We start from the raw sequence: 24,828 nt of genomic DNA on the forward strand, positions 1-24,828 counted from the left end.
GTTTGCACAAGCATCGACCTTTTCGAAGTTTTTATACAATGATTTATCAAATAACATTACTTCATAGCGTTTGCTTTGAAGTATTTTTTTGCAATATACTTCAATAATAAATCTCCAGATCATAACACAATGAAACTGAACTATAACCAAATTAACACACTATAATCTCTTAAAAATAGCTGTCAAATTTATAAATATTTCTTTGCCATGAAAAACTTAATATATTATCCAACTTTTGAGCCCAAAAATGACAATTGGCTAAAATATGCCTTAATTTATGTAGATAATTTCTCACCAATAATTCCAAAAAATGGAGAGAAAAAATTATCAGAGACCTTCATCAAAATTAAAGAAGAAACAGATGTCGTCAAAATTATTGACCCTCAATATGAGCAGGCATCATTAGCATCGCTGGACACAATTAAAGAACTCGAAACAGTAGAGAATTATCCTGACTTTTATAGAGATATTTTCGACGTACCAAATATTATTAGAAAATTTAAAGATCGTGATAATTGGAATTATGAAATATTCAATGAAAAATACAATGCAAGTTTTCATGAGGAGCTTATCACCAGAGAATATGCTTGCGAATCTCCAAATGGGATTATTACTTCCCCTCAACTTGCCCAACTATTTATGACCTTTTTAGCAAGTAGGATTGCTCAAAGTGGGTCTGCAAATCCAATTACAGATAGTAAAAAATTTGATATGCTGTCAATGTCTATTTTTAAAAAAAATAATAACAGCAGTGATAAAATTCAGGATTTGGCAAAAACCATTATAAAAGCCAAATTGCCTAAAAATCTAGAAGAAATTCCAATAGAGAAATTCATAGAATTTAGAAAAAACGAACAAGTTAAAGAACTAAGAGTTAGTTTCAATAGAAGCTTAAATGATTTCTATAAGTCATTAGAGGATGATAAAAATCCAAATGAGTTCATAAAGTCACTAGAAGAGTATGAAAAATCATTTTCAAAAGAAATAATCCTATTTTTTGCTGCTGCTTCTGTTATAACCATTGATTCTGTTACTTCTATTTTTAGTGAAGAAAAAATCGAAATTTTAAAAAATCTAGCTAAATCATTCTCAATAATCAAATCAGTTGCATCTTTGAAAAAATCGTACAAGGACGATAGTGAAAAAATTAAAGCTCGAAAATTTTTAACAGAAATTTCAAACATACAGCATTATTGATTTTATGTACTTTTGATAACTACTGAGAAAAAATTAAAAGTTTATTGGCACCATAAGGTATATAACAAAATTATTCAAGTAGAATTTCTACAGAAGATTCTTTGCCATCTTTATACAGAAACCAGGAGATGTTGATGATCTTGAGGTAATCTTTTTTTGTGCCCAGCTGCTTGAATTCTTTCTCCGATAAAAGTTCTTCAATTGAAATATATTCCCCTATACGGGGAAAGAATGGGAGGTTCCATTTGATCACTACTGATCCTTGCTGGTAACATAAAAAAACTTTCATGATTTTTATTTCTAAGATACTAATTTTTAGAATAAATTTAGTGATCCGGGAATTCAAATATGGTTTTGTGATCTTCTTTCAAAACGATGTAGGCACTGAACTTTTTGCCGTTCTTGGCCTTCATATCTTTGATGAGCGGGGTTTTTCCATTGTTGATCAGTGAAGAGATCTGCTGTATGCTGAGCTGTACGCCGCATACATTTCTGAACTGCATCCAGTTGCACTGCTCATCAGGACATTTGATGATCTTTTCCTTGACGATGAGGTTGTGTTGTTTGCATTTTGGGCATTGTAGATCAGGAATGCTTTCATGAGGGATTGACAATGATAATAGTTCTTTGGTAATTTCTGATGTATAGTCTTTGATATCAGTGATGAATTGTTTTGCATCGAGTTCGCCGTTCTCGATCTTATCCAATGCCATCTCCCACTCTGCGGTCATTTGCACATTGGCGATCTTTTGGTTTTTGACAAGGTGATAAACTTTGATTCCTTTTTCGGTTGGTACTAAAGTCTTGCTTTTTCGGATGATGTAGTTTCTGCTGAGCAGGGTTTCAATGATGGAAGCTCTGGTTGCGGGTGTTCCGATCCCGATATTTGAAATGGCTTTCTGTTGTTCTTTATCTTCGATCGATCTTCCTGCATTTTCCATCGCCGACAACAGATCTGCCTCACTGTACAGTTTGGGCTGTTGGGTTGTTTTTTCTTGTAGGTCTGCTTGTGAAATTTTCAGCTCATCCCCGATTTTCATTTCTGGCAGGTCAATAAGTGTTTCTTCAACATTATGGTTATTGGAAGTGCTGTCGTTATTTTTGTTATTATCGTTATGTTCTGAGAGTATCCCTTTGATGGCTCGCCAGCCTTTGGTTAGTATTTTTGATCCTTTGATGTTGAATTCATAGTGGTGTACTTTGAGTGTAATGTGGCTGACCTGTTTGCTGCAATGTTCTGACAAGGATTCCAGTAAACGGTAGGCGATCATATTATAGATCGCTTTCTCGGTTGCAGTGAGTGCAGATGGTATTTTTGTGGTGATCAACAGTCCGTGGTGATCGGTCACCTTGAGGTCATTGACCATACGCTTGTTGAAGTTGCCGAATTTGAGCGTTGAAATGGCAGGTTTGAATTGATCGACCGTATTGAGGATCCTGACCAGTTCCGGGATCTCTGACCAGAGGTCTTCTGGAATATATTTGCTGCCGGTCCTTGGATATGTGATGAATCTCTTTTCATAAAGTGATTGTGCCGTTTGCAAAACCTCATCGGCTGATAATCCTAGTTTTCTGTTGGCCTCCTTTTGAAGTTCGGTCAGATCAAAAAGTAGGGGTGCTGTTTCTTTTACAGTTTGGATTGAGACATTGTCAACAGTAGCCATGCCCTCTCTTTCTATGGATCTTAGGATCTGCTCTGCCTGTTTTTTGTCGTCCCATTGTTCGGTGGACTGGCTGGTGAAATTCAGGTATTCTTTACGGTGCTTCAGCTGTACGTGCCAATATTTTTTCTGCGTGAAATTGTTATGGTCTTCATATCGTTTGCAGATCAAAGCCAGTGTCGGGGTCTGTACCCTGCCTAAAGAATACACATCTTGGTTAGCAGCAATGCTCAATGCCTGGGTGGCATTGATCCCGACCAGCCAGTCGGCTTCGCTTCTGGCTTTTGCAGCCTGATACAAACCGTCGAACGCTGAACCTTTCTGGAGTTTTTTGAAACCTTCCTGTATGGCTTTTTCTGTAAGGGAACTGATCCATAATCTTTCAAATGGTTTATTGCATCTGAGATATTGGTAGATGTATCGGAAGATGAGCTCTCCTTCCCTTCCTGCATCGGTAGCTACAATGATGCTGTCGCATTGGTCAATGACATTGCTGATGATCTTTAATTGTTTGAGGGCTGACGGATCAGGCTGATAGCCTTTTTTATTTTGCTTTTTGGCGGACCTTGGGATCAACAGGAATGGATCTGGAAAGATAGGCAAAGAAGCTTTGTCAAAGCCTCTTATACCATAATCTTCGGGCATCCCCAATGATACCAGATGACCTAATGCCCAGGTTACGCAATACCCGTTGCCTTCCAGGTAACCGTCTTTTCTTTCGTTGGCATTTAACAGTTGGGCGATCTCTCTTGCGACACTGGGCTTTTCTGCGATGATGGCTTTCATAGGATTGGATTTATTTTGATTTAATTTATATTATTGGATTGGAATTGTTTGGAATCGTCAGTGTTTGATCACATCTTGCGTCCTTTGGATTGGGTCGGTTTCTTCTGCTCTGCTTCCTGCTTTTTATTGGCAGGCTGCTGCTGTTTGGGTCCCAACGGTTCTTTGATGTTCTTGGTGGCCTCATTAGTCTTGCCGTCTGAATTGACCGCCTTTTGGGTTTTGTGGTCTTCCGACGGCTGGGTTTTTTCTTTCAGTTTATTGGGATTGGTAAATGAAAAGTCCGTTTTGGACGTTTCCTTATCGAAGGTGATGTAGCCTTGATAGGCTTTTCCTTTGCCATCTACAAGACCGTCGACATACACCGTCTGCCCTGCCTTGAATTTTTCGTATTGCGCATCGTCCAATTCTCTTCCTCGGAAAACTTTCGGAGCTTCCCCATCTTTGTTTTGATTTTGCTGACTGGATGGGTTTTGCTGTTGCGTTTGCTGCTGTTTTTGGTTTTTGTTGAAAATAAATTCGACATAGCGTTTGTCGGCATTGAACTGCACCGTTGCCTCGAACAGTTCTCCTTTTTTGGAGGTCATTCCTTCCAGGTAAAGCGGCTTCCCTTCCAGCAAAGTTTGTTTTTGGCGATCATCCAGCTTGATGCCCTTGATCTCATCCGGGATCTTCATATACTCTGCCCTGTAGGCAACGAGTTCGTTGGTCAGTCGGTCACGGCTGATGACGGATGGGATGATCTCATCGGTCTTAGGGTTGACCAGATCCACGACCCTGCCCATGTTTCCGCTTTCTTTGAGGTTTTTCTTGTCTTCTTCAGTGAACTCGTGACCAAGAAACTTCAAATTATAGCTTGGCTCCTTTCGGATGCCGTGAAGGTTAATAGCTACTTCGCCGTTGTCGGCTGTCTGCAGGGATAGACGGACATCCATCTTGCTGACGGCTGTTCCCAGATTGATGGTGATAGGCACCAAATTGTTGGTTTTAAATCCTCTGAGCAGCGGATCTAAAGCATTCATCTTTTCAAGCTTTTCACGATTGAGCCCGAATTTCTCCATCGTTTTCCAGTCGATCTGTTCCGGCTGAAAACGGTATTCCTGAGTTTCTGTGTTGTTTTCCATTGTATTCTGATTTTTTATTGGGTTTGTATTGTTTGGTAGGACCTCATATTCCTTCAGCTTTTCTTTTTCTTCAGGGGATGCCTGATCGACATATTGCTGAAGGTCTTTAGCCGTTGTGACAGCATCATACTCCGAGACCTTGAAGAAATTGAAATGCGAAGGGTTTTTAAGCTGTCTGTAAAAATTGGAGAAGAAGTTGGAGAAGATATCGCCGTGCTTGTCAACCCTGATCAGCTGGTCGTTGTCTTTTTTCTCATTTGGAGAGATCTTTTGCAGGTTCCCATCTTTGTCTACGCCTTTCACCATCTCGACAGCATTGGTGCTGATATTCAGAACAAGCAGTGTATCTGACACCGGCTTGATTTGATTCGTTTCATTTTGTACGGCTTCTTCCATCACGATCAATTTTTAATGAGACGAAAATAGATGCAGCAACTGCCAATCTTTAACTAATGGTATCTGAGATGTTTCTTTAGCTGTTACTGTCTCTGTCCTCTTATGAACTTAAACATTCTCTGATGAGCTGATGGACATCGGAGAGCTTGTAATACAACTTGCCACTGATGGTGTAGTATGGCAGTTTCTTAGCGGTGCGGTAGCGTTGCAGTGACCTTGAGCTGATCTTTAGGAGTTGCAACACATCCTGATTGTCAAGAAGCACCTCGCCGTCGATCTCGATAAACCTGGATTGGCTGGATGACACTTGTTCTTTAAGGATGTCAAATCGTTCCATAATTCTTTCCATCCACGCGATAAATTCTGTTCTTTCGGTATTCATACGGTGATTTTTGATGTTAATAATGTATTTGAACAGTTGATCAACTTTTTATTGCGGTAAAGTTGAAAATTGAACATCACATAAAATCACTACCTTTTCGTAGTACCGAAAAGATTTTTAAATAAATAAAATATGAATATTGAGATTTGATCATCTTAAAGCATAAGAAAAGCTCATCATATCGCAATATTTCGACTCTCCGCTTTTGGAACGAACAGTGGTTTGGAAGACCCCGCTTGAAATATATCTTTGCCTCATTAAATGTGCATGCTGATTATCTCAGTCTTATGCTACTGTTATAAAGAACCCTTTATGTTAATACCCTGACTATTTCTAATTTAAAAAGGCTGAAGTGTTGACTTCAGCCTTTCTTTTTTTAATAGCTTTTAAAGAGGTTTCCTATTCGTCGAATTATTCCCAATCCATAAATCCTTCATAGGCAAAGTATATTAAAACTGCATACAAGCTATATTTTAGAATCTTTTTTGCCAGTTTATAGCTTTTAAATAATACCGGATTGTAAGCCGATTTGTCGAAAGGTACTTTTGTTGTCTGTTCCATTTTTTTTGATTTTAATTGTTGTTAAATAATTATTTTTCTGCTTCAATTTTTAGTGAGTTGAGCCAATAATCTATGGACGTATCAAGACTGGATTGAAATTGATGTTTCAACAAGTTGACCAGCCAGCCTTCCATACTTTCTTCCACACGGATGGTTGTTTGCCCATTATGTTCAGTGAAATACCACGTGTGTATGCCAAATGCTCCAAACGCAGGACCCGACCAGCCAGCCATTTTATTGATTTCTACGGTCTGTAGTGTGGAAGTTATTGTCAAGCCATTACTTTTCCAGGTGAAGGATGTTCCGGGTTTGAATGCACCATTAATTTTTGGTGTTACAATTTCCTTTTGCCAGGCATCCCAGTGATCAACGTCGCTGAAAACTTTCCAGACCTTTTCGGCTGGGGCTTTAATTATAATGCTCTTTCTTGTGATCACAGGCGCATCCGGATGAATAGTCTTTGATGTTTTGTAATTACTGAAGTATTCAAGTAAAAAAATAACTGAGGATATTACCAAAAGAAAAGAGACCACACCATATCCTATATTTCTAAGTCTTCTATATTTCATCATCATTCAGGTTTATAGGTGGATACAATTCCGCTTGCCCAGTTTTCTATGGTCTCCGGTGCTGGCCTGTCCGCCTTGTCAAAGAAGAAATGCTGATTGATTTCAAGTCCGCAATACGTGAAAATACCCTTGTCTGATGTCAGCGACATCGCTTTATCCATTCCAATGTCTTCATAGTCTGCTTTTGATTTCCCGTGCGTATTGATGATGGTTGTCTGTTTGCCTGTAAGTAAGCCTTTTTGTATGCCCTGGTCGTACCGGTAGGCAAAACCGTAACTAAACACACGGTCTATAAATCCCTTCATAATTGCAGGCATTCCCGTCCACCAGATCGGATAAATAAAGGTAATGTGGTGTGCCCAGGAAATATATTCCTGTTCTTTTTGAACATCGTCCGATACTTTTCCCATTCGCTGTCCCTGCATATCTTCTAAAGAAAGAACCGGATTAAATTTGAGTTGGTATAAATCCCTGATAACAACTTCGTGTCCGTTGTCCCATAAGTGCTCAGCTAAAGTTTGTTTTAAAAAGCTGTTTAAACTCTCCGGATTTGGGTGGGCATAAATAATTAAATGTTTCATTGTTCTATTGTTTAAATTTGATAGAACAAAAGTAGATCAGCGAAGTCTGCTAAAATTGTAAGAAAACGAAAATGGTTTATTCAGCCTTTGGATTGCAAATATTCTGTTGAAACTTCAGGTATTTCGTAGGACTAAGATTGATGTAATGCTTAAAATCGTGGATCAGTTGACTCTGATCGTAGAAACCACATTCGTTGATGATGTCAAACCAATCCATTTTATTGGAAGAGGAAGCAATACTCTGTATGAGTTTAACAGCCTTTAAAAACCTTTGATAACGGCTGATTTCTTTGGCGGTGTATCCCAAATGTTTCTTATGGTTGAGCTGGATATTTCTTTCGGTCTGGTTTTGTAAGTCAGCTACAGATTTGATAGGATTCAAATTTGTGTCTTTAAAATTGGCTAACTGTTCTGCAATTACATTTCTCTGTTTAAGATATGGTTTTGAGAATTCTAAAATATACGCCACTCTATCATTAATATCCTCTATTTTGTTAAGTTGCGCCCATAAAGAAGTGAAACAATTCTCATCTAATAAATCATCCGGATTGACAGGCAGATGTTCTGCAACGGCAGCATTGCCAAAGAAATTGTAAAATGCATCATCTTTAAAATTGGCAACCAAAATCCCTGAATTTGCCGGTAGCGAATAAGTAAAAGCCTGCTTTATCGGTCCTAAGACAAGGCATTTATCCACTTTCAGTTCGGTCTTTTGAATAGAATAAAGAGAAGCCGGCGTCCCGAAATTGAAGATGAGAATAGTTTGATATGATGGGAGTAATGTCTTGGTAATGGTTTCACCAGTTGTATTTTCGGCAAAGTAAAAATGAGAAAAAATCTCCTCATAGCCTCCAGGAGCAGCTATTTTAAAGTTTTTATAATGCTTTTCGTTTTCTGCCATTTTTCTTATGAATAGTGTAAAGTTACAACTATTTCATTTTAAACCTTAAGACATAATACGGCGGTTTGCTTTCATCCTTACCATTGTTCCACCAAGGTTTGTTCTGTAACTGGTTTGATGTAAAGTATAAATAATCATCAGAACCAATTGATATCCCGTCTGGCCAAGAAATGAGTGATTTATCCTGAACTAAAATCGAATATCCTTTTGGAGTAGAAATCCCGATGGCACTATTTTCTACATCGGTTACGAAAATTTGTCCTTTGCTGTCTATCTTGAATCCATCAGATTTTGGCTTTTCAGAATAATACTCTATTTTTTTTGTTAAAATATCATCATTTAAATTTTCATCCGCTAAACTTTTCGTAGAAATACGATAGATTTTCTCACCACCCAAAGCCCCGAAATAAACCCACTCCATTTTAGCATCAATTGCAATTGGATTCAGTGGGTAACGCGGTTTTACAATTTTTCCATCAGGGTACATATGACTTAATGGTCGCCCATTGATCACCAGATCTTCATCTTTTGCTTGAAAAGATGGGTGGTTTTCAAAAATTCTGTGGCTATATCCCGTTTTCAGATCAATAATAATAAAAGCAGGAACTGCGGGATAAATCATTCCGCCCAAAGACATATCTGCAATAACGGCTGCTTGATGTTTCTCATCAATTACAAAATCCTGCAGGAAGGACGATGGGTGTAAGACGGCATCCGGTATAGTGAAAACTTGATGAAGATTTTTCGTGTTAATATTCCACCCGATCAGCTTAGGTGATTGTTTCGGAACAGTACTGTTGTCTCCAATGTCCAATACCCACAAAATATCCTTTGAAACCTGAATTCCGATTGTTCGGCTAATTCCTTTTACCGAATTTTGTTTTGGTTTTGCCGTCCACACTGTGTCTGGAAAATCCTGAATAGTTCCGTTGGGTAGAATCTCTTTCACTGCATATTTTGAAACGGAGGGATCACTCATCGTGATAAAAATTCTTCCTTTTTCAGACACGGCAATATTTCCCGGTCTTTCGGATTCAAACGATGCTACAATTTCTAATTGATGTTGCGATTGTCCAAAAATTGGGTTTGCTGAAAGAAACAAACTCAATAGTAATACTGCGTTTTTAAAAATGTTCATTTGATTTTATTCTTGCAACAATTTCAAAATTCCTTCGCCAACGATATGTGCCGATTGTGGATTTTGCCCCGTTACTACACGTTGGTCTACGGTAACGTGCGGCTGCCAAAGTCCGGATTTTTCAAATATCGCACCACGTTCAATCAATTTACTTTCCAGCAAAAAAGGGACTACCTTTTCTAATTTTACGGCTGTTTCTTCTTCATTGGTAAAGGCGTTGATCTTTTTTCCATCTACCAGATATTTGCCGTTGGCCAGTTTTATATTTACCAATCCTGCCGGCCCGTGACAAACAGCACTTACAATACCATTATTCTCATAAATTTTTTGAGCAATCTTTGCCAGATCTTTATTGTCTGCCAGATCCCACATTGCACCGTGTCCACCTGCGTAAAAAATGGCAGCATATTCTTCGGTTTTCACATCGCCCGGCTTCATTGTGTTTTCAATTTTGGCGCGGTATTTTTTGTCTTCCCAAAACTTTTTGTTTACGGCATCCTTCAGATCAAAACCATCAACAGGAGCCTTTCCGCCCTGCGGGCTTACAAAGTCTATTTCGTAACCGGCATTGTGCAGCACTTCCCAGGGATGTGTCACTTCCGACAGATAGTAGCCCGTTGCTTCACCGGTGTTTCCCTTCTTATCGTGGCTGGTCACCACAAACAATATTTTTTTCATTGTTTTGGCCTGCGCTGTCGCCTGATTAGTGAACGAAAGTAGAATTGTAACTACAGTTAGCAGTACTGTTATTTTTTGAAACACTTTTTGCATCTTTTTATTATTTGAAATTTATAATGCAAAATTGAGTATAATGCCATATCCTGCAAAGGAACTAAATCACAGATTTTGTGTGATGTATGTCACATAGAAGAAATAAGTCAGGAAGAGAACCGGCTCAGAGTTTCTCTGGAAACACCCAGATAAGAGGCAATCAGCGTTTTGGGAACCCGCTGAAACATCATTGGATACTGCAGTAGAAACTGCTCGTAACGCTCTTTTGCATTGCTGTTGATCAGCGACAGAATACGTTGTTGCAATGCGATATAGCCTAAGTTGGATTTACGCCTGAAAAAAGACTCGACTTTATGCATCTCGGAACACAACTTTTCACGATTGGCGAGTGAAAGGCAAAGCACTTCAACTTCTTCAATACAGTCAATGCTTAAAGTTGCATTGGTTTGATTAAAGTACGCTTGAAAATCGGTGATCCACCAATCTTCCATTGCGAACTGTAGAATATTTTCTTTGCCTTCATCATTGGTGAACGACGCTTTGAGCAGGCCTTTTACTACAAAATAGTCATTGGTCACATTATCCCCTTCCTGAACCAGAAATTGGTGCTTTTTGAGTTTTTTAGATGTGAAATGAGAAATGATGTGATCAAACTCCTGGTCTGTAAGCGTTATGATCTTTTCAAAATGCTGTCTTAATTCAGAACCATATTTTTTATGATTTTCAAAAATCCTTTTAGATTCTGATCTTGAATGCTGTAAAATATCAGTATGGGATAATTTCCCATCAGCATTATTTTCAGTGGTGTTTTCAGGCATCCTTATATTTTGTATGGTCTTTATTATTGTATGTAAATATCGCTGCTTATTTTATATTACTAAAATTATTTAAATGATAATTTTATATCATATTTGTGATAGATGCTGAATCCTGAATAGTGACAATTTCCATCTAAGCTGTTTCTAAAAAGAGCGAAATCTTTTTGTAATTATTTAATTTCTGTTTCAGTTTAAAAGATTTCAAGATCAAATAATGGCAATCAGAGTTTCCCTTTTTTGCACACCTGCCCAAATAAAAATTAAACCGCACCACTGGTCAAAAACTCACCTTTTTCGCTCACGGCCTGATTTCCCCAATCGGTAATAGCTTCCAAAACAGGAACAAAGCTCTTCCCAAAATCGGTTAAGCTGTAGACTACTTTAACAGGCGGCTTTTTACCATACACTTTTCTCGATACCAGTCCGTCCTTTTCCAATTGCTTTAACTGAAGACTTAGTGTCATTTCCGTGACAGAAGGAATTTCCCTGCGCAGTTCACTAAATCTTAACCAAAAAGCTTTAATGCTTCAATGTATCAGCAAGCCATAAAAACACTGGAAGAAAACGGCCACGAGGTAAAAACATCAGACCTGTACCGTATGAATTTCGATCCTGTTTCTGACAGAATAAATTTTACCACTGTAAAAAACACAGCCTGTTTTAGCAGCAAACCGAAGAATATTTCGCCTATGAAAACGACGGTTTTGCAAGTGATGTACTTGCAGAACAAGATAAAGTCCTTTGGTGCGATCTGATGATCTGACAATTTCCGCTCTGGTGGTTTTCTGTTCTTGCCCTATTGAAAGGCTGGGTCGATAAGGTTTTTGCGATGGGAAAGTTTTATGATAACGGAAGGATTTATGAAAACGGCCTTCTCAAGGGTAAGAAAGCTTTGTTATCGATAACGACAGGAGATCCGGAAAAGAATTACGTAACCACCAAATATGGAAGCATCGATCAGACACAGATGAACGACCTTGATTTAGAAGAAAATGGATTTATCATCTGACCTTGCAACTATTTTTGAGTAAAACTTTGTACACAAGAAGACACTTTAATGATGATTTAACCTAATGCAAGCAATGGAATGTATGAATACGCAATGTATGACAATGGAAAAAATTTTAATACTTTGCAAGGAACATTTTATTATTCAGCAAATATGGATGGTGAAATCTAAGTCTATAAATAAAAAACCCATTGAGATTGCTCTAATGGGTTAACTAACATTTTTATAAATCTACTATATTCTATATCCGCCAGATACTTCTATTCTTTGAGCATTAATCCATTTGGAGTCATCTGAACAAAGGAATGCCACAACACTTCCAATATCATCAGGTAAACCTACTCTGCCCAGAGCGGTCTCGGATGCCAGGTATTTATTTACTTCTGACATATCACGAACAGCACCTCCATCGAAATCAGTTTCGATGGCACCCGGAGCAAGAGAATTTACTCTTATTTTTCTGCTTCCCAATTCTAATGCCTGATATCTTGACAATGAATCAATCGCAGCTTTCATAGCACCATAAGCAGAATATCCTTGAGATGAAAATCTTGCCAATCCGGAAGACAAATTCACCATACTGCTACCGTCATTTAATAGTGGCAATAATTTCTGCGTCAGGAAATAAGGTCCCTTGAAATGAATATTCGTCATTGAATCCAGGGTTTCTTCAGTTGTCGTTTCAAAACTTTCGTTGATTCCGATTCCTGCATTATTTACCAAAGCGTCCAGTTTCGCAGAACCGAATTGAGTGTCTAAAACATCTTTTACTTCCGTTACAAATTGGTCAAAACCTGCAGTTGTAGAAATGTCTAAAGGTAAAGCAAATGCTTTTTGTCCAAGAGTTTCAATTTCTTTCACAACTTCGTCAGCTGCTTCTTTTTTTGTCTGATAAGTAAGGATGATATCGAATCCTTTTTTTGCTAACTGTAAAGCTGAATCTTTACCAAGTCCACGGCTCGCACCCGTTATTAATGCTATTTTATTTGCCATTTTTTCTAATAAATATTTATTTTATTTGTAATTATCGTTCTATAGACCTTTAATACTTTTCGGTAGCATAAGTCTACCTAATCAGCAAAAAATGATGATCAATTTCACTTTAGTTTCCCTGGATTGAAATTATATGTATAACTTTTTTAAATCAATTAACTTATTTTTCAATCGTTCCCATATAAGCTTCCTGGTACCTTTCTCCAGAAGCTGGTGTCAAATTATTTAAAACTTTAATCTGTGCATCGCTCAATGTTAACAAATCAGCTCCAACGTTTTCCTCTACCCTGTCTACACGTTTTGTACCTGGTATCGGAGCAATGTCATTTCCTTGTGCCAATAGCCAAGCTAGTGCTACTTGTCCGATTTTAGCATTTAGTTCTTTAGCTATCAATTCAACCTGTTGAACTATTTGTAGGTTCATTGCTATATTTTCTTTACTAAATCTTGGACTGTTCTTGCGGAAGTCATCGTCTGCAATCTGATCATTTGAGGTTATTTGACCAGTTAGAAATCCTCTTCCAAGTGGAGAATAAGGAACAAATCCGATTCCAAGTTCACGTAAGACGGGTAATATCTCAGCTTCCGGATCACGGGACCATAATGAATATTCGCTTTGCAACGCAGATATTGGATGAATGCTATGTGCTCGACGAATCGTACTTACGCCAGCTTCGGATAAACCGATGCTTCTGATTTTTCCTTCCTTAACCAGGTCAGCAAGAATGCCAATTGTATCTTCTATAGGTGTATTTGGATCAACACGGTGCTGATAGTAAAGATCTATATAATCTGTCCCTAATCTCTTTAAAGATCCCTCAACAGCTAATCGAATATTGGAAGGACTGCTATCCAGCCCGTCTACTCCGCCGCCTAAATGCGAGATAAGACCAAATTTTGTTGCAAGGACTACATTATCCCTTTTCCCTTTCAGTGCTTTACCTACAAGCTCCTCATTAGCATAAGGTCCATATATTTCAGCAGTATCTATTAAGGTAACACCAAGGTCAATTGCTTTATGAATGGTACGGATCGACTCGGCCTCATTTTGTTGGCCCATTGTATAGTAGGATGACATTCCCATCGTACCCAATCCTATACGGGAAACCTCCAGGCTTCCTAGTTTTATACGCTTCATAGATTTTATTTTTTATTAATTTATAATTTTCTTAAACCACTTATCCATAGAAAATAATACTCGGGAAAAGAATATGCCTCTTTTATCATTTGGCATTATTTATTTTAATTTAAAATACTTTCTCTGAGTTTGTTCGGAGAAATCCTACTTCTTTTCTGAAAGCCTTGAAAAAATAGGTTGTAATTTTAGAACCAAGCAATTGAAATTTTCGAGATTTTCAACTCCTTCAGTCAATAGATTTTTTGCCTTAGTAATCAAAAAAAGATGAAAAAGCTCAAGTCCTGACAGATTTACTAACAAAATGGACACGAAATACATTCTACTTTAGTTTCATGTCTTCGAACTTTGCAATCAATAGAGGAAGATTCATTCTAATAGAAAAGCTATTGATGAAATGGTCTGATAATTTGACAATCAGAATTTCGATAAACGATCCCCAAATTTATTGAATTTTGCCAATTTCTTTGTAAACATAAGCAAAAGTACGGCAGTTTCTCAAGATCAAGTGTCAAGTCTCTTGGGATCTAATGCCTTTGCACATTATCTATTTTTAGATTTTTGATGATCCTGAGCGCATTAGAGCAACTGCTTGTTCGTGAGAAAGCGGTGGATCAGCTTTCATTAGTTGGTCTATCGTATAATCCCTTATGGCGGGAGCCGTTCCTTTGTCAGCTTCGTTCAAAGCCTCCTTAAGTTCCTCCACATTTAGTTCTGTACAAAAAGCTGGAGTTCCCGGTTCCTGTCTCCACGATAAACTGAGACTGCCGCCATCTACGCTATCAAAGCCTATTTGATCGACCAGTTCAGCGGCTAATCTTTTATGCTCATCATTATCGGAAGCTATCGATATCGCTATCCTTCCTTTTTCCCCGGCAGCTTTACTTTGATGCTTGAGTGTGTACGCCCAGGCCATATTAAAAACTTTTACAACCGGTCTTCCCAATGTTTCGGAAATATATTCACTTTCCGTTTTGCCTTCCAAGCCAGCAAGCTCGCCGTCACGTAAAGGACTATAATTAGAAGTATCCATAATGACAACTTCCTGCGGGACATCCCGAAATAAATCTTTAGGCAGATCTTTATATGCACTGAAGGGTATGGACAATATGATTGCTTCCACATCTTTAACAACGTCTTCGATAGTGGCAGCTTTTGCTCCAAGCTGTTCTGCAATGTTGCTGAGCTCAGCGAAATCCTGTGTGTTGTTTACTTTTATCTGGTGTCCTGCATTCGACAATTTTTCTGCCAGTGTGCTGCCAATAGACCCTGTTCCAATAATTCCTATATTCATTTTTTTAATTTTAATTTTTGTTATAAACTGTGTTATTTACCGCATACGAGTATCATATAAAGTGTGTACGTATCGGTTGTTTGTTTTCTATAAAAACGGACGAATTGCCTCGTCAGCCATTTCAAGATATTGAGTACGTTTGCCCGGATCAGCTTCCTCTAATGCCGCCGCTAAGGATTCTTTACCAAGATCACGACAATAGGCGGGAGTACCGGGCTGCTGTCTCCAGGACTCGGAAAGTGGTCCGCCATCAATAGCGTCAAAACCCATTTTGTTAATAAGTGCCTGCACAATCTCTTTATGCTCGTCCTGATCACCTGCAACAGAGATAGCGATTCGGTCAGGACTTCCTTCAGGCATTGATTTTGAAGCCAAACTTGTAGAAAGAATATTGTTGAAAGCTTTGATCACAGGGTGACCCAGTACTTTTGCAGTCCATTCACTATCTGTCAATCCGCCTTCAAGTTCAGGATTTTCTCCATCACGGGATGGATAATAATTACCTGCATCTATAATGATTGCCTGGGATGCTGACAAGATTTGAACCGGAAGCTTTTCCATCGCCGTAGGAGGTACAGCAACTATTACGATATCTTTAGCGGATGCTGCCTGTTCTACTGCTACAGCTGTTGCCCCGGTTTTTTCAGCAACTCCTGCCAAAGATTCTGGTCCACGTGAATTCGCAATTTTCACATTATGTCCTAAAGCGGTTAAATGTCCGGCAAGCGTACTTCCAACGTAACCGGATCCGATAATTCCTATTTCCATTTTATTTTAAATTTTGTTTAATTGTTATTTTGATATAATTGCATAACGATATAGTCCACTGTTCATTTCGTCCAGCGTTTATGATAAAAATTACAGAATGGCTTCCGTATTTTTTAAAAAGTATGTTTATTAATTTAAGCTGTTGCTGTTGCCTTTATATTGGTTTGGCGTAATGCCCACTTCCTTCCTGAATAGGCGAGAAAAGTAGGTTACATTTTCGAAGCCTAGCAAATTCGAAATTTGAGTTACATTCAGTTCGCCTTCTGTCAACAGATTTTTTGCCTCAGCAATCAAAAAAAGATGAATGAGTTCCAAAGCCGTCTTTCCTGTTTCCTGCTTCAGCAGATCGGATAAATAGCGCGAAGAGATGTGTAACTTCTCAGCCATCAGTGACACGGTTGGCAATCCAATGTTTGTCGTTTTTCTTTCTTCAAAATGAGCAGTCAGGAGCGTATTAAACTTTGTAACGGTAGAGCCGGTCAGTTCTTTTCTGTTTATAAACTGTCTTTTGTAAAAACGCTGTGCATATTTGAGCAACGAGTCCAGATGGCTCACAATAATGGCTTTGCTTAGTTCGTCGGTGTTATTATGGTATTCTTTTTCAATGCTGAAATACAAGTTCCAGATGATATCCTCTTCCGATGGTGAAAGATGCAGCGCCTCATTAACCTCATAATCAAAATAACCATATTTTCTTACTTCGTTGTGAAGAAGCGTTCCCGGCAAAAAATCTTGATGGATGATTATTAAAAAACCCTTTTCTTCCAACTGAACATTTTTAAAGACCACTTTTTGCTGCGGCTTTACAAAAGACATGGAACCAAGATCATGGTCGTATTTTGTTTTTCCGTAGTGCATGCTGCCCGATCTTAATTTTTTAAATCCGATGATGTAAAAATCTGACGTAAACTCGATTACAGTATTTCCGTCACATGCTCCACGTTCGCCATAAGCGGTACTAAAAAGTGGGTTTTCCGGAGGTTTTACACCAAGAGCTTCATGAAGCTCGCTGATTTTTTTGAAATGTTTCATTGTCGTCAATTCGGATTCTTTTCTATTAAACTCTCTCAACCGTGTGCTGCTATGGAAACATCCTGCCAGGATTCCCATGTATTCAGGCGTTGTTCATAGGTTTGTTTCACCCATGGCAAAGCAATCTTACCGAGAATTAATCGTGATGGAGGATTTTCAGCATCAACCAAGGCAAACAGCGCATTAACCGTAGCTTCCGGATTCCCTGAATCTCCTGCCTGAGCATGTTCCCAGAAAACGTTCTTCATGTCATCATAAACCGGGATAGGTTCACTTACAGCCAACGACTGCTTGCCATTGAAGTCAGTGTCGTAAGGCCCGGGTTGCAGAAGAGTGACCTTGATTCCAAATCCGGCTACTTCGGCAGTCAATGTCTCGGTAAGTCCTTCGACTGCGAATTTGGTTGCACTATACAATCCCATGAAAGTAACTGTGTTCAATCCCAATGCGCTCGAAAGTTGAATGATATGCCCCGAATTTTGCTCGCGCATTACAGGCAGTACTGCCTGAATCGTCCATAATGATCCTAACACGTTGGTTTCAAACTGAGCTCTTACATCTTCCTCGGTAAGTTCTTCTACAGCTCCGACGTGGCCGAAACCTGCATTGTTAATTAATACATCGATACCACCAAAGTGGTTTTTTGCAGTTTCGATTGCTTCAAAACTTCCAATTCTGTCCGTCACATCAAGTTTTAGAACCAGAAGACTGGAAGAAAATTCTTGATTTAATTCTGCTAATGTATCCGGAGTACGGACAGTAGCAACTACATTATCGCCGCGTCTTAAAAATGCTTCAGCCCAGATTCTTCCGAATCCTCTTGATGCCCCTGTTATAAAAATTGTTTTTGCCATTATATTATTTTAAATATTTGATATGGACAAAGTTCCGTCAATTAATACCTGCGATTGTGATACAAAAGTAGGCAATAATGAAACGTTTTTACGATGGTCTTTCTTCTTATCGCTATGTTTTTGACTGGTGTAAAGCATATCAGTAAAATTATTTTTCACACAACAACCTGAAGTGTTTAATAGGTCTTAGCGCAAAGAATATTCAGATCTTATTGGTGAAGAAATATTTTAAAATGTTCTTTTTTCTGTTTTGTTCCGTATCTGTCTTGACTGTTTTATCTAAAGGATGATGGTTTGAAGTAAAAAATTTGGAATAGATAAATGAGCAATTTGTTAAGGTAAACAAATCTGCTAAAAAACAATCCGGTGTAAGGTAATTCAGTTTTCTTTCTTCAATACACAGTTGAATCTGCGAAAGAAAATCTTTGTAAGTACCTGCAATAGATTTAAAATAATCCTGAAAAATTAAGTTGTTTTCGTACTGAGACATAATATAAACATCTAAAAAAGGAAATAATTTTGATGTCACTTCTGATTGGTTGATATATTTATCGATTTTACAAAGCAAAGGATCTTCGGCAAGCAAAACACTGTATTTTGGGACTACAATATTACTGATGATCTCTTTATCAACAATTGAAAGCAGATTTTCTTTTGATCTGAAATAATAATTGATAACGGTACGGCTTACTTCAGACTTCTCCGCAATATCAGCCATTGACAGCCCAAAATTCCCGTCTTTGAGCAGAAGATCAGTTGCTGCATTTTTTATTTTTGTTTCTGTATCGATCATTACTATTCGTTTTAAATAGTTGGCAAAAAAAAGTGTTCTTTGCCAACTATAGTTAAGAAAAAACAAGCTTAACAGCTTTTGTTAATGACAATAGCTCAAAATGATAACCTGATTGTCTCTAATAATACGGTATTATTGCCAACCACCTCCCAGTGCGCGGTAAAGATCTACAACAGAATTTAGCTTTTGCTGTTTGATATTTGCAAGGCCTAGCTCTGCCTGAAGTTTATTGTTCTGTGCTACAATTACATCCAGGTAAGTTGCCATATCCTGCTGGAACAATTTGGTAGATGTAGTCACTGCTTTATCGGAACGTATGACGAGATCTTTAGTAATGACCTCCCTCTTATCTGCGGATTCAATGTTTGCCAGAGCATTGGAAACTTCTCCCACTGCATTCAGAAGGGATTGTTTGAAGTTTAGTTCAGATTGTTCCATTGCTAATTTTGATTGCTCATATTGGGTTTTAAGTTGTTTACCATTAAGCAAAGGCTGAGTAAGAGAACCTAACGCTGTTCCAAATAAAGACCCTGGAATTTCAAACCAGTTTTTGAAATTAAAAGCGTTTAATCCGCCCTGCGCTGTTATATTTAACGCAGGATACATATTTGCTTTTGATACTTTAACATTATAAAACGCTCTCCTGACTGCTAATTCGCTGCTTTTAACATCTGGTCTGTAACTTAGCATTTCAGATGGAATTCCAACAGACTGATAAGCCGGTGTGGTCATTTCGCTTAACTTTGAGGTCCTCATAATTTCCGCAGGCATTTTACCAGTTAATATGCTTAAAGCATTTTCCTGAATAGTGATCGACTGTTCGATCATTGGAATAGTCACCAAAATTTGATCTCTGGAATTTTCCTGTTGCTCTACCGATAAACTCGTAGTAATCCCAAGTTCCTGCTGCTTGGTGATCATTTTCAATGTCTTGTCAACCAATTCTAAATTTTTATGAGTGATATCCAATTGGTTATCAAGCATCAACAGGTTATAATAACCTTGGGCAATTTGTGAGATCAATCTTGTTTGCACTGCCTTCGCCGCTTCCTGGGTCTGCAGATAGCTTGCTAATGAGGCTTCTTTTCTACCGCTTATTTTACCCCATATGTCAGCCTCCCAACCTATCGTCACCGTTGATGAATAATCCTCAACATACTTTTGACCTAGAAATTGACTTGTCGTTAAACCATTAAGACTATTATCGGAAGGACGGTTGATTGATGCGTTGGCGATGTTTAGATTAACCGTCGGAACATTCCCCCACTTAGATTGCTTGTAGCTTAAGGAAGTGATCTCGATCTGTTTTATGGCAACTTGTAAATCGTTATTCTTCGCTACTCCGCTTTCGATAAGTGAAAGCAAAACAGGATCCGTAAAAAACTGACGATAAGGTATTTTTGCGATACCTGTTGAAGCAGAGTCTTGTACCACTTCAATTTGTGTATTGTTCCGGAAACTATCTGGCAGATCCGTAGCGGGCTGTTGATACTTTACCGTTTTACAAGAAGCAAAACTTAGTAGAATGCCTGCTGCTGCAAAATTGGTGTATAATCTTGTGTTAAAATTCATTAGTTCACTTTGTTACATTGTAGACCGCCTCACAGTATGCACTGTTTTTCAGTCTACAATGATATTGTTAATTAATTTTTTAGTGTGCTTGATGTTTTAGTTTTGACGGTTCATAATCCCAGACATTATCTTCTAGCGGAACTCCGCTGATCTTCTCCTGCAGATATTTAAAAACAACAAAAAGGATCGGTGTGATAAAAACTCCCAGAACTGTTCCGAACAGCATTCCGAATACTGCTGCGTAACCGATGGAGTGATTTCCTATTGCAGAAGGTCCGGAAGCAAACAACAATGGTAACAAGCCTGCTATAAAAGCCAGTGATGTCATTAATATAGGACGAAGGCGTGCCTTGGCAGCTTCTACCGCAGAGGCTGTCAGACTTTTTCCTGATCTACGTCTCTGCATCGCGAACTCAACAATCAGAATAGCATTTTTCGCCAATAATCCGATCAGCATTACAAGGGCTACCTGCACATAAATATTGTTGGTAAGGTCACCAAGGGATACCCCTACAAATACACCAAGCAAACCTGTTGGTATACCTAATAATACAGCAAAAGGAACGATGTAACTTTCATACTGTGCTGATAGGATAAAATAAACGAAGATAAAACACAATGTAAATATGACCGCAGATTGACCTCCTGAGGTCTGTTCTTCCCTACTCATTCCTTTCAGATCATATGAAAATCCTGTAGGTAAAGATTGGGCACTCACTTCCTTTAAAGCGGCCATTGCTTGTCCTGTACTGTAACCCGGAGCCGGCAATGCCGTAATATTGATCGCATTGAAGAGGTTGTGATGATCTACAACATCCGGACCCTGCGTTTTCTTCAATGATGCTAGCGCATTAACAGGAACCATTTCTCCAAGATTATTTTTAATAAAGATCCCGTTAATCGAAGCCGGATCTGCACGGAATTCCGGAGATGACTGGATAAGCACACGGTAATATTTACCAAACCTGTTAAAATCAGAGGCCTGCATACTGCCATAATAGCCCTGCATTGCACCCATCAGGTCTGAAACATTTACGCCCAGCTGTTTGGCTTTTACCTCATCTACGACCAATTCATATTGTGGAAATCCGGCATTAAAAGTAGAAAATGCCATCGCTATCTCAGGTCTCTGCATCAATGCTCCGATAAATGCGTTAGATGTTTCATTGAATTTTGTAAAGGAACCTGAAGTACGATCCTGTAGCACGATCTCCATCCCACTGGTACTACCAAAACCGGGAACTGTCGGTACGCCAAGCACAAAGAATGAAGCCTCTTTGATCCCATTTAGCTGCGCCTGCATTTCCGCTATAATCTGATTCAAATTCTGCACGCTTCCTCTCTCTTTGATTTTCTTAAGCTTAACGAAAAATACCCCGCTGGATGATGAAATACTGGTGTTCATCATATTCAGCCCTGTGACTGAGACTTTACTATCTAAAGCAGGGTTTCTTACAAGGTTTTCTTCAGCACGCTGAATAACTTGTGCAGTCCGCTCCTTGGTAGCTCCTGGAGGAAGTGTGACTGTCACCATCAGAAAAGACTGATCCTCATCAGGAATAAAACCGGTCGGAGTATTGGTGAACATCCATGCAAAAAGTCCAATCACCACAGCCAGTCCTCCAAATGCAATCCATTTGTTTTTCAACAAGAACAAAACAGATTTGCCGTATTTAAAGGTCATCTTATCAAATGACGCATTGAATCCCACGAAGAAGCGGTCTTTAAACGATAGTTTTTTCTGATGGCTGCCATGGCTGTCGTGTTGCTTCAAGAAAATGGCGCACAGTGCCGGGCTTAAAGTCAATGCATTGACTGCAGAAATTATGATGGCTATCGCCAATGTCAAAGCGAACTGCTGATAGAAAATTCCAATTGAACCTTCCATAAAAGCTACGGGAACAAACACCGCTGCCATTACCAATGTGATAGAGAATATGGCACCTGTTATTTCACTCATTGCAGACATCGTCGCAGCCCTCGGATTAAGCTTTCTGTGTTCCATCTTTGCGTGCACAGCCTCTACCACGACAATGGCGTCATCTACCACAATACCGATCGCCAACACCAGCGCAAACAAAGTAAGCAAATTGATGGAAAATCCAAGTACACTCATAAAAAAGAATGTACCAACGATGGAGACAGGAACGGCAATAGCAGGAATTAAAGTTGACCTGAAATCCTGAAGAAACAGATAAACAACGATAAATACCAAGATGAAAGCCTCTATCAGTGTATGGACCAACTGTTCGATCGACATATCAAGAGATTCTTTTGAACTGTATATCACTTTGTACTTTACACCCGGAGGAAAAGATGCAGATAATTCTTTAATCCTTTTCTGAACAGCAATTTCAATTTCATTGGCATTAGAGCCTGCTGTTTGGTATAAGGCCGTCACGACACCTGGTTTTTTATCAATGAGCGTGGTTATACCATAATCATAAGCACTGAATTCAACTTTTGCAATGTCTTTTAGGCGTAAAGTTTTGCCTTCATTATCAGCTCTCAATATCATATTTTCATACTGGGCCGGTTCTGTATTTTTACCCTTGTAACGGATGACATAATCCAGGGCTTCCTTACTTCTTTCTCCAAAGCGCCCTGGCGCTGCTTCCACATTCTGCGTCTGGATAGCCGTTATCACTTCCTGTGGTGTAATATTGTAAGAGGTCATTCTTTGAGGATCCAGCCATACCCGCATAGAATAGTCCTTGTTTCCAAAAACCATAGCATCACCAACTCCTTTTATACGTTTAAGTTCAGGAACGATATTGATCTTCGCATAATTTTCAACAAAAACATCATTTGTTTTTCCGTCATCGCCATATAACGCAATGAGCGCCAGCATACTGTTCTGCCGTTTCATCGTGGTCACTCCGATCTGGTTTACTTCTGCTGGCAACTGGCTTGTGGCCTGAGAAACTCTGTTTTGAACATTCACCGCAGCCTGATCGGGATCCGTTCCTAATTTGAATACTACGGTTACCATCAGGGTACCACTACTTGATGTCGAGGTTATATAGTCCATATTCTCAACTCCATTGATCGCATTTTCCAATGGAGGGGCAACAGAACGGGCGATAACCTCCGAATTTGCGCCTGGGTACGTTGCTGTTACCACAACACTGGGAGGTGCAATTTCGGGAAATGACGTGATCGGTAATTTTTGCATCCCTACAAGTCCCAATATGACCAGTATGACAGAAATAACAGTAGCAAGTACCGGTCTCTTTATAATTGTTTTTAGCATTTTAGTATCATTTAAATATAGCTGTAAATACTGCTATCCATTTTGTTTAGCTGCAGTTGTATTCTTTTGCGGAGCCTTCTTGTCAGAAGACGATTTTGGTATTACAGGGATTCCAGGCTGAAGCCGTTCAAATCCTGAAACAATGTACCGTTCACCAGGTTTCATCCCCTCTGTAACCATATAGTTGGTGCCACTTTTCCCTGCGATCTCTATAGATTTCTGCACTGCCTTATTGTTCTTATCAAGTGAGAAGAAGTAGATCTTATCTTGTATAGTAGTAGTAGAGGCTATTGGCAGTAGAACAACATTATTAAAGTTTTGCTTAATAAGGATCTTCCCTGTATTTCCTGCTCTTAATAAAGTATTGGGGTTTTCAAAGCTTGCCCTCAGCGTGATGGATCCGGTATTGGAATTGAATTGACCTTCTACCGCATCGATCTTACCTTTATTCCCGTAGATTTTTCCATCAGCAATCTGAAGATCTACCAGAGGGGAATTTTTCATTTTTTCTCCTACGGTGCTTCCAATATTGACATCCTGGAAATTCAAAAAATCAGATTCGCTCATACTAAAATACACATTGACTTTATGGATGTCCGACAAAATGGTAATTGGCTGAGCCCCTGACGGTCCGATAAGACTGCCCAATCGATAGTTGATACGACTTAGATATCCGCTTACGGGTGCCTTGATGGTACAGAATTCATAATTGATCCTAGCAGCCTGTGCAGATGCTTCGGCTTGGGATAAAGATGCCTGTGCGGCCTGATAGGTTGCCTCTGCCTGCTGAAACTGAAGGTTGGCTACTATTTTCTCTTTTACAAGTTCCTTTCTTCTGTCAAGATCGATTTTTGCAGTTCTTAGATTAGCTCTGGCAACAGATACGGCTGCTTTGGCAGTATTGTACTGCTCTGCGTATATTCTATCTTCTATTTTGAAAAGAGGCTGACCGGCACGTACATAAGAGCCCTCATCAACCAGGATCTTTTGCAAATATCCTGAAACTTGCGGACGGATCTCGACGTCCGCTATCCCTTCTATGCTTGCCGGATATTCTTTTGATATAAGTCCATTTCCTTTTTCAACAGTTGATACTTCCAATTCCATTGGTGGGAATTGCTGAGTTGTTTCATCTTTTTTACAGGACAACAATAACAATACGAGGCAAATATGCCAAGATCCTATTATCGATACTCTCCTAAAATTGTTCATAAGTTTAAATATTTCGAGTGCAAAATTATCAACAAAATAGTCAGACTTAAAGGTCAGAAAGGATCAGAAA

General features: G+C 38.9%; 24 protein-coding genes and 1 pseudogene. 3 read left to right on the forward strand and 22 right to left on the reverse strand.

Going from position 1 to position 24,828, the window contains the following annotated elements; translation table 11 throughout:
* Nucleotides 1-207: 207 nt before the first annotated feature.
* Nucleotides 208-1,197 (forward strand): hypothetical protein, encoded by a 990-nt coding sequence (locus ASG31_RS04315; protein ID WP_056028443.1) that lies wholly within the window; start codon nt 208-210, stop codon nt 1,195-1,197.
* Nucleotides 1,198-1,267: 70 nt separating this feature from the next.
* On the opposite strand, the gene ASG31_RS04320 is transcribed toward ASG31_RS04315, so the two are convergent.
* From ASG31_RS04320 to ASG31_RS04365, 12 genes and pseudogenes are all read right to left on the reverse strand, one after another.
* Complete coding sequence (locus ASG31_RS04320; RefSeq protein WP_056028449.1) at nt 1,268-1,486, reverse strand: hypothetical protein; 219 nt, start codon at nt 1,484-1,486, stop codon at nt 1,268-1,270.
* A gap of 37 nt (nt 1,487-1,523) precedes the next feature.
* On the reverse strand, nt 1,524-3,644 hold the full coding sequence (locus tag ASG31_RS04325) for a type IA DNA topoisomerase (protein ID WP_056028452.1): 2,121 nt from the start codon (nt 3,642-3,644) through the stop codon (nt 1,524-1,526).
* Between the two features lie 68 nt (nt 3,645-3,712).
* Nucleotides 3,713-5,161, reverse strand: a complete 1,449-nt coding sequence (locus tag ASG31_RS04330; protein ID WP_056028455.1) for a DUF3945 domain-containing protein — start codon at nt 5,159-5,161, stop codon at nt 3,713-3,715.
* Nucleotides 5,162-5,261: 100 nt separating this feature from the next.
* Entirely contained in the window at nt 5,262-5,543 is a 282-nt protein-coding gene (locus ASG31_RS18160) for a helix-turn-helix domain-containing protein (RefSeq protein WP_082504452.1), read from the reverse strand.
* 411 nt (nt 5,544-5,954) lie between these two features.
* Nucleotides 5,955-6,104, reverse strand: coding sequence for a hypothetical protein (locus ASG31_RS18505; RefSeq protein WP_157844436.1), 150 nt, complete (start codon nt 6,102-6,104; stop codon nt 5,955-5,957).
* A gap of 29 nt (nt 6,105-6,133) precedes the next feature.
* Entirely contained in the window at nt 6,134-6,676 is a 543-nt protein-coding gene (locus tag ASG31_RS04335; protein WP_157844437.1) for an SRPBCC family protein, read from the reverse strand.
* A complete protein-coding gene (locus ASG31_RS04340) occupies nt 6,676-7,254 on the reverse strand; it encodes an NAD(P)H-dependent oxidoreductase (RefSeq protein ID WP_056028461.1) in 579 nt (192 codons plus the stop codon). Before ASG31_RS04340 ends, ASG31_RS04335 begins: the two co-directional genes overlap by 1 nt.
* 76 nt (nt 7,255-7,330) lie before the next feature.
* A complete protein-coding gene (locus ASG31_RS04345; protein ID WP_056028464.1) occupies nt 7,331-8,155 on the reverse strand; it encodes an AraC family transcriptional regulator in 825 nt (274 codons plus the stop codon).
* 28 nt (nt 8,156-8,183) lie between these two features.
* Nucleotides 8,184-9,293, reverse strand: coding sequence for an L-dopachrome tautomerase-related protein (locus ASG31_RS04350; RefSeq protein ID WP_056028467.1), 1,110 nt, complete (start codon nt 9,291-9,293; stop codon nt 8,184-8,186).
* A 6-nt stretch (nt 9,294-9,299) separates the two neighbouring features.
* Nucleotides 9,300-9,971, reverse strand: a complete 672-nt coding sequence (locus ASG31_RS04355; RefSeq protein ID WP_056028663.1) for a type 1 glutamine amidotransferase domain-containing protein — start codon at nt 9,969-9,971, stop codon at nt 9,300-9,302.
* A gap of 200 nt (nt 9,972-10,171) precedes the next feature.
* Nucleotides 10,172-10,843, reverse strand: coding sequence for a Crp/Fnr family transcriptional regulator (locus ASG31_RS04360; RefSeq protein WP_082504455.1), 672 nt, complete (start codon nt 10,841-10,843; stop codon nt 10,172-10,174).
* A 260-nt stretch (nt 10,844-11,103) separates the two neighbouring features.
* A pseudogene (locus ASG31_RS04365) lies at nt 11,104-11,349 on the reverse strand (winged helix-turn-helix transcriptional regulator); the annotation flags it as partial.
* 24 nt (nt 11,350-11,373) lie between these two features.
* Here ASG31_RS04365 and ASG31_RS19040 point away from each other — a divergent pair.
* Together ASG31_RS19040 and ASG31_RS19045 are read left to right on the forward strand one after the other, a co-directional pair.
* Nucleotides 11,374-11,598 (forward strand): NAD(P)H-dependent oxidoreductase, encoded by a 225-nt coding sequence (locus tag ASG31_RS19040; RefSeq protein WP_082504458.1) that lies wholly within the window; start codon nt 11,374-11,376, stop codon nt 11,596-11,598.
* 44 nt (nt 11,599-11,642) lie between these two features.
* Nucleotides 11,643-11,852, forward strand: coding sequence for an NAD(P)H-dependent oxidoreductase (locus ASG31_RS19045; RefSeq protein ID WP_082504461.1), 210 nt, complete (start codon nt 11,643-11,645; stop codon nt 11,850-11,852).
* A gap of 234 nt (nt 11,853-12,086) precedes the next feature.
* Here the strand turns inward: ASG31_RS19045 and ASG31_RS04375 are convergent, their stop codons facing one another.
* The 10 genes from ASG31_RS04375 to ASG31_RS04420 all read right to left on the reverse strand — a co-directional run bounded on the left by ASG31_RS04375 (nt 12,087) and on the right by ASG31_RS04420 (nt 24,758).
* Nucleotides 12,087-12,845, reverse strand: a complete 759-nt coding sequence (locus ASG31_RS04375; protein WP_056028472.1) for an SDR family NAD(P)-dependent oxidoreductase — start codon at nt 12,843-12,845, stop codon at nt 12,087-12,089.
* Nucleotides 12,846-13,005: 160 nt separating this feature from the next.
* Nucleotides 13,006-13,983 (reverse strand): aldo/keto reductase, encoded by a 978-nt coding sequence (locus ASG31_RS04380; protein ID WP_056028475.1) that lies wholly within the window; start codon nt 13,981-13,983, stop codon nt 13,006-13,008.
* A gap of 550 nt (nt 13,984-14,533) precedes the next feature.
* Nucleotides 14,534-15,310, reverse strand: a complete 777-nt coding sequence (locus ASG31_RS04385) for an NADPH-dependent F420 reductase (protein WP_317038651.1) — start codon at nt 15,308-15,310, stop codon at nt 14,534-14,536.
* Nucleotides 15,311-15,361: 51 nt separating this feature from the next.
* Entirely contained in the window at nt 15,362-16,042 is a 681-nt protein-coding gene (locus ASG31_RS04390; RefSeq protein WP_056028481.1) for an NADPH-dependent F420 reductase, read from the reverse strand.
* A 129-nt stretch (nt 16,043-16,171) separates the two neighbouring features.
* Nucleotides 16,172-17,074, reverse strand: coding sequence for a helix-turn-helix domain-containing protein (locus ASG31_RS04395; RefSeq protein ID WP_056028484.1), 903 nt, complete (start codon nt 17,072-17,074; stop codon nt 16,172-16,174).
* Nucleotides 17,075-17,109: 35 nt separating this feature from the next.
* Nucleotides 17,110-17,928: an SDR family NAD(P)-dependent oxidoreductase gene (locus tag ASG31_RS04400; protein ID WP_056028487.1), complete on the reverse strand. Its 819-nt coding sequence runs from the start codon at nt 17,926-17,928 to the stop codon at nt 17,110-17,112.
* Nucleotides 17,929-18,130: 202 nt separating this feature from the next.
* The gene (locus ASG31_RS04405) at nt 18,131-18,721 is read right to left on the reverse strand and encodes a TetR/AcrR family transcriptional regulator (protein WP_056028490.1); all 591 of its coding nucleotides are present in this window, start codon (nt 18,719-18,721) and stop codon (nt 18,131-18,133) included.
* Between the two features lie 132 nt (nt 18,722-18,853).
* Nucleotides 18,854-20,293, reverse strand: coding sequence for an efflux transporter outer membrane subunit (locus ASG31_RS04410; RefSeq protein WP_056028493.1), 1,440 nt, complete (start codon nt 20,291-20,293; stop codon nt 18,854-18,856).
* Nucleotides 20,294-20,372: 79 nt separating this feature from the next.
* Nucleotides 20,373-23,546, reverse strand: coding sequence for an efflux RND transporter permease subunit (locus ASG31_RS04415; RefSeq protein ID WP_056028496.1), 3,174 nt, complete (start codon nt 23,544-23,546; stop codon nt 20,373-20,375).
* Between the two features lie 33 nt (nt 23,547-23,579).
* Entirely contained in the window at nt 23,580-24,758 is a 1,179-nt protein-coding gene (locus tag ASG31_RS04420) for an efflux RND transporter periplasmic adaptor subunit (RefSeq protein WP_056028500.1), read from the reverse strand.
* Nucleotides 24,759-24,828: the final 70 nt, after the last annotated feature.

Source organism: Chryseobacterium sp. Leaf404, assembly GCF_001424145.1.
In the GTDB taxonomy this organism is placed as follows: Bacteria; Bacteroidota; Bacteroidia; order Flavobacteriales; family Weeksellaceae; genus Chryseobacterium.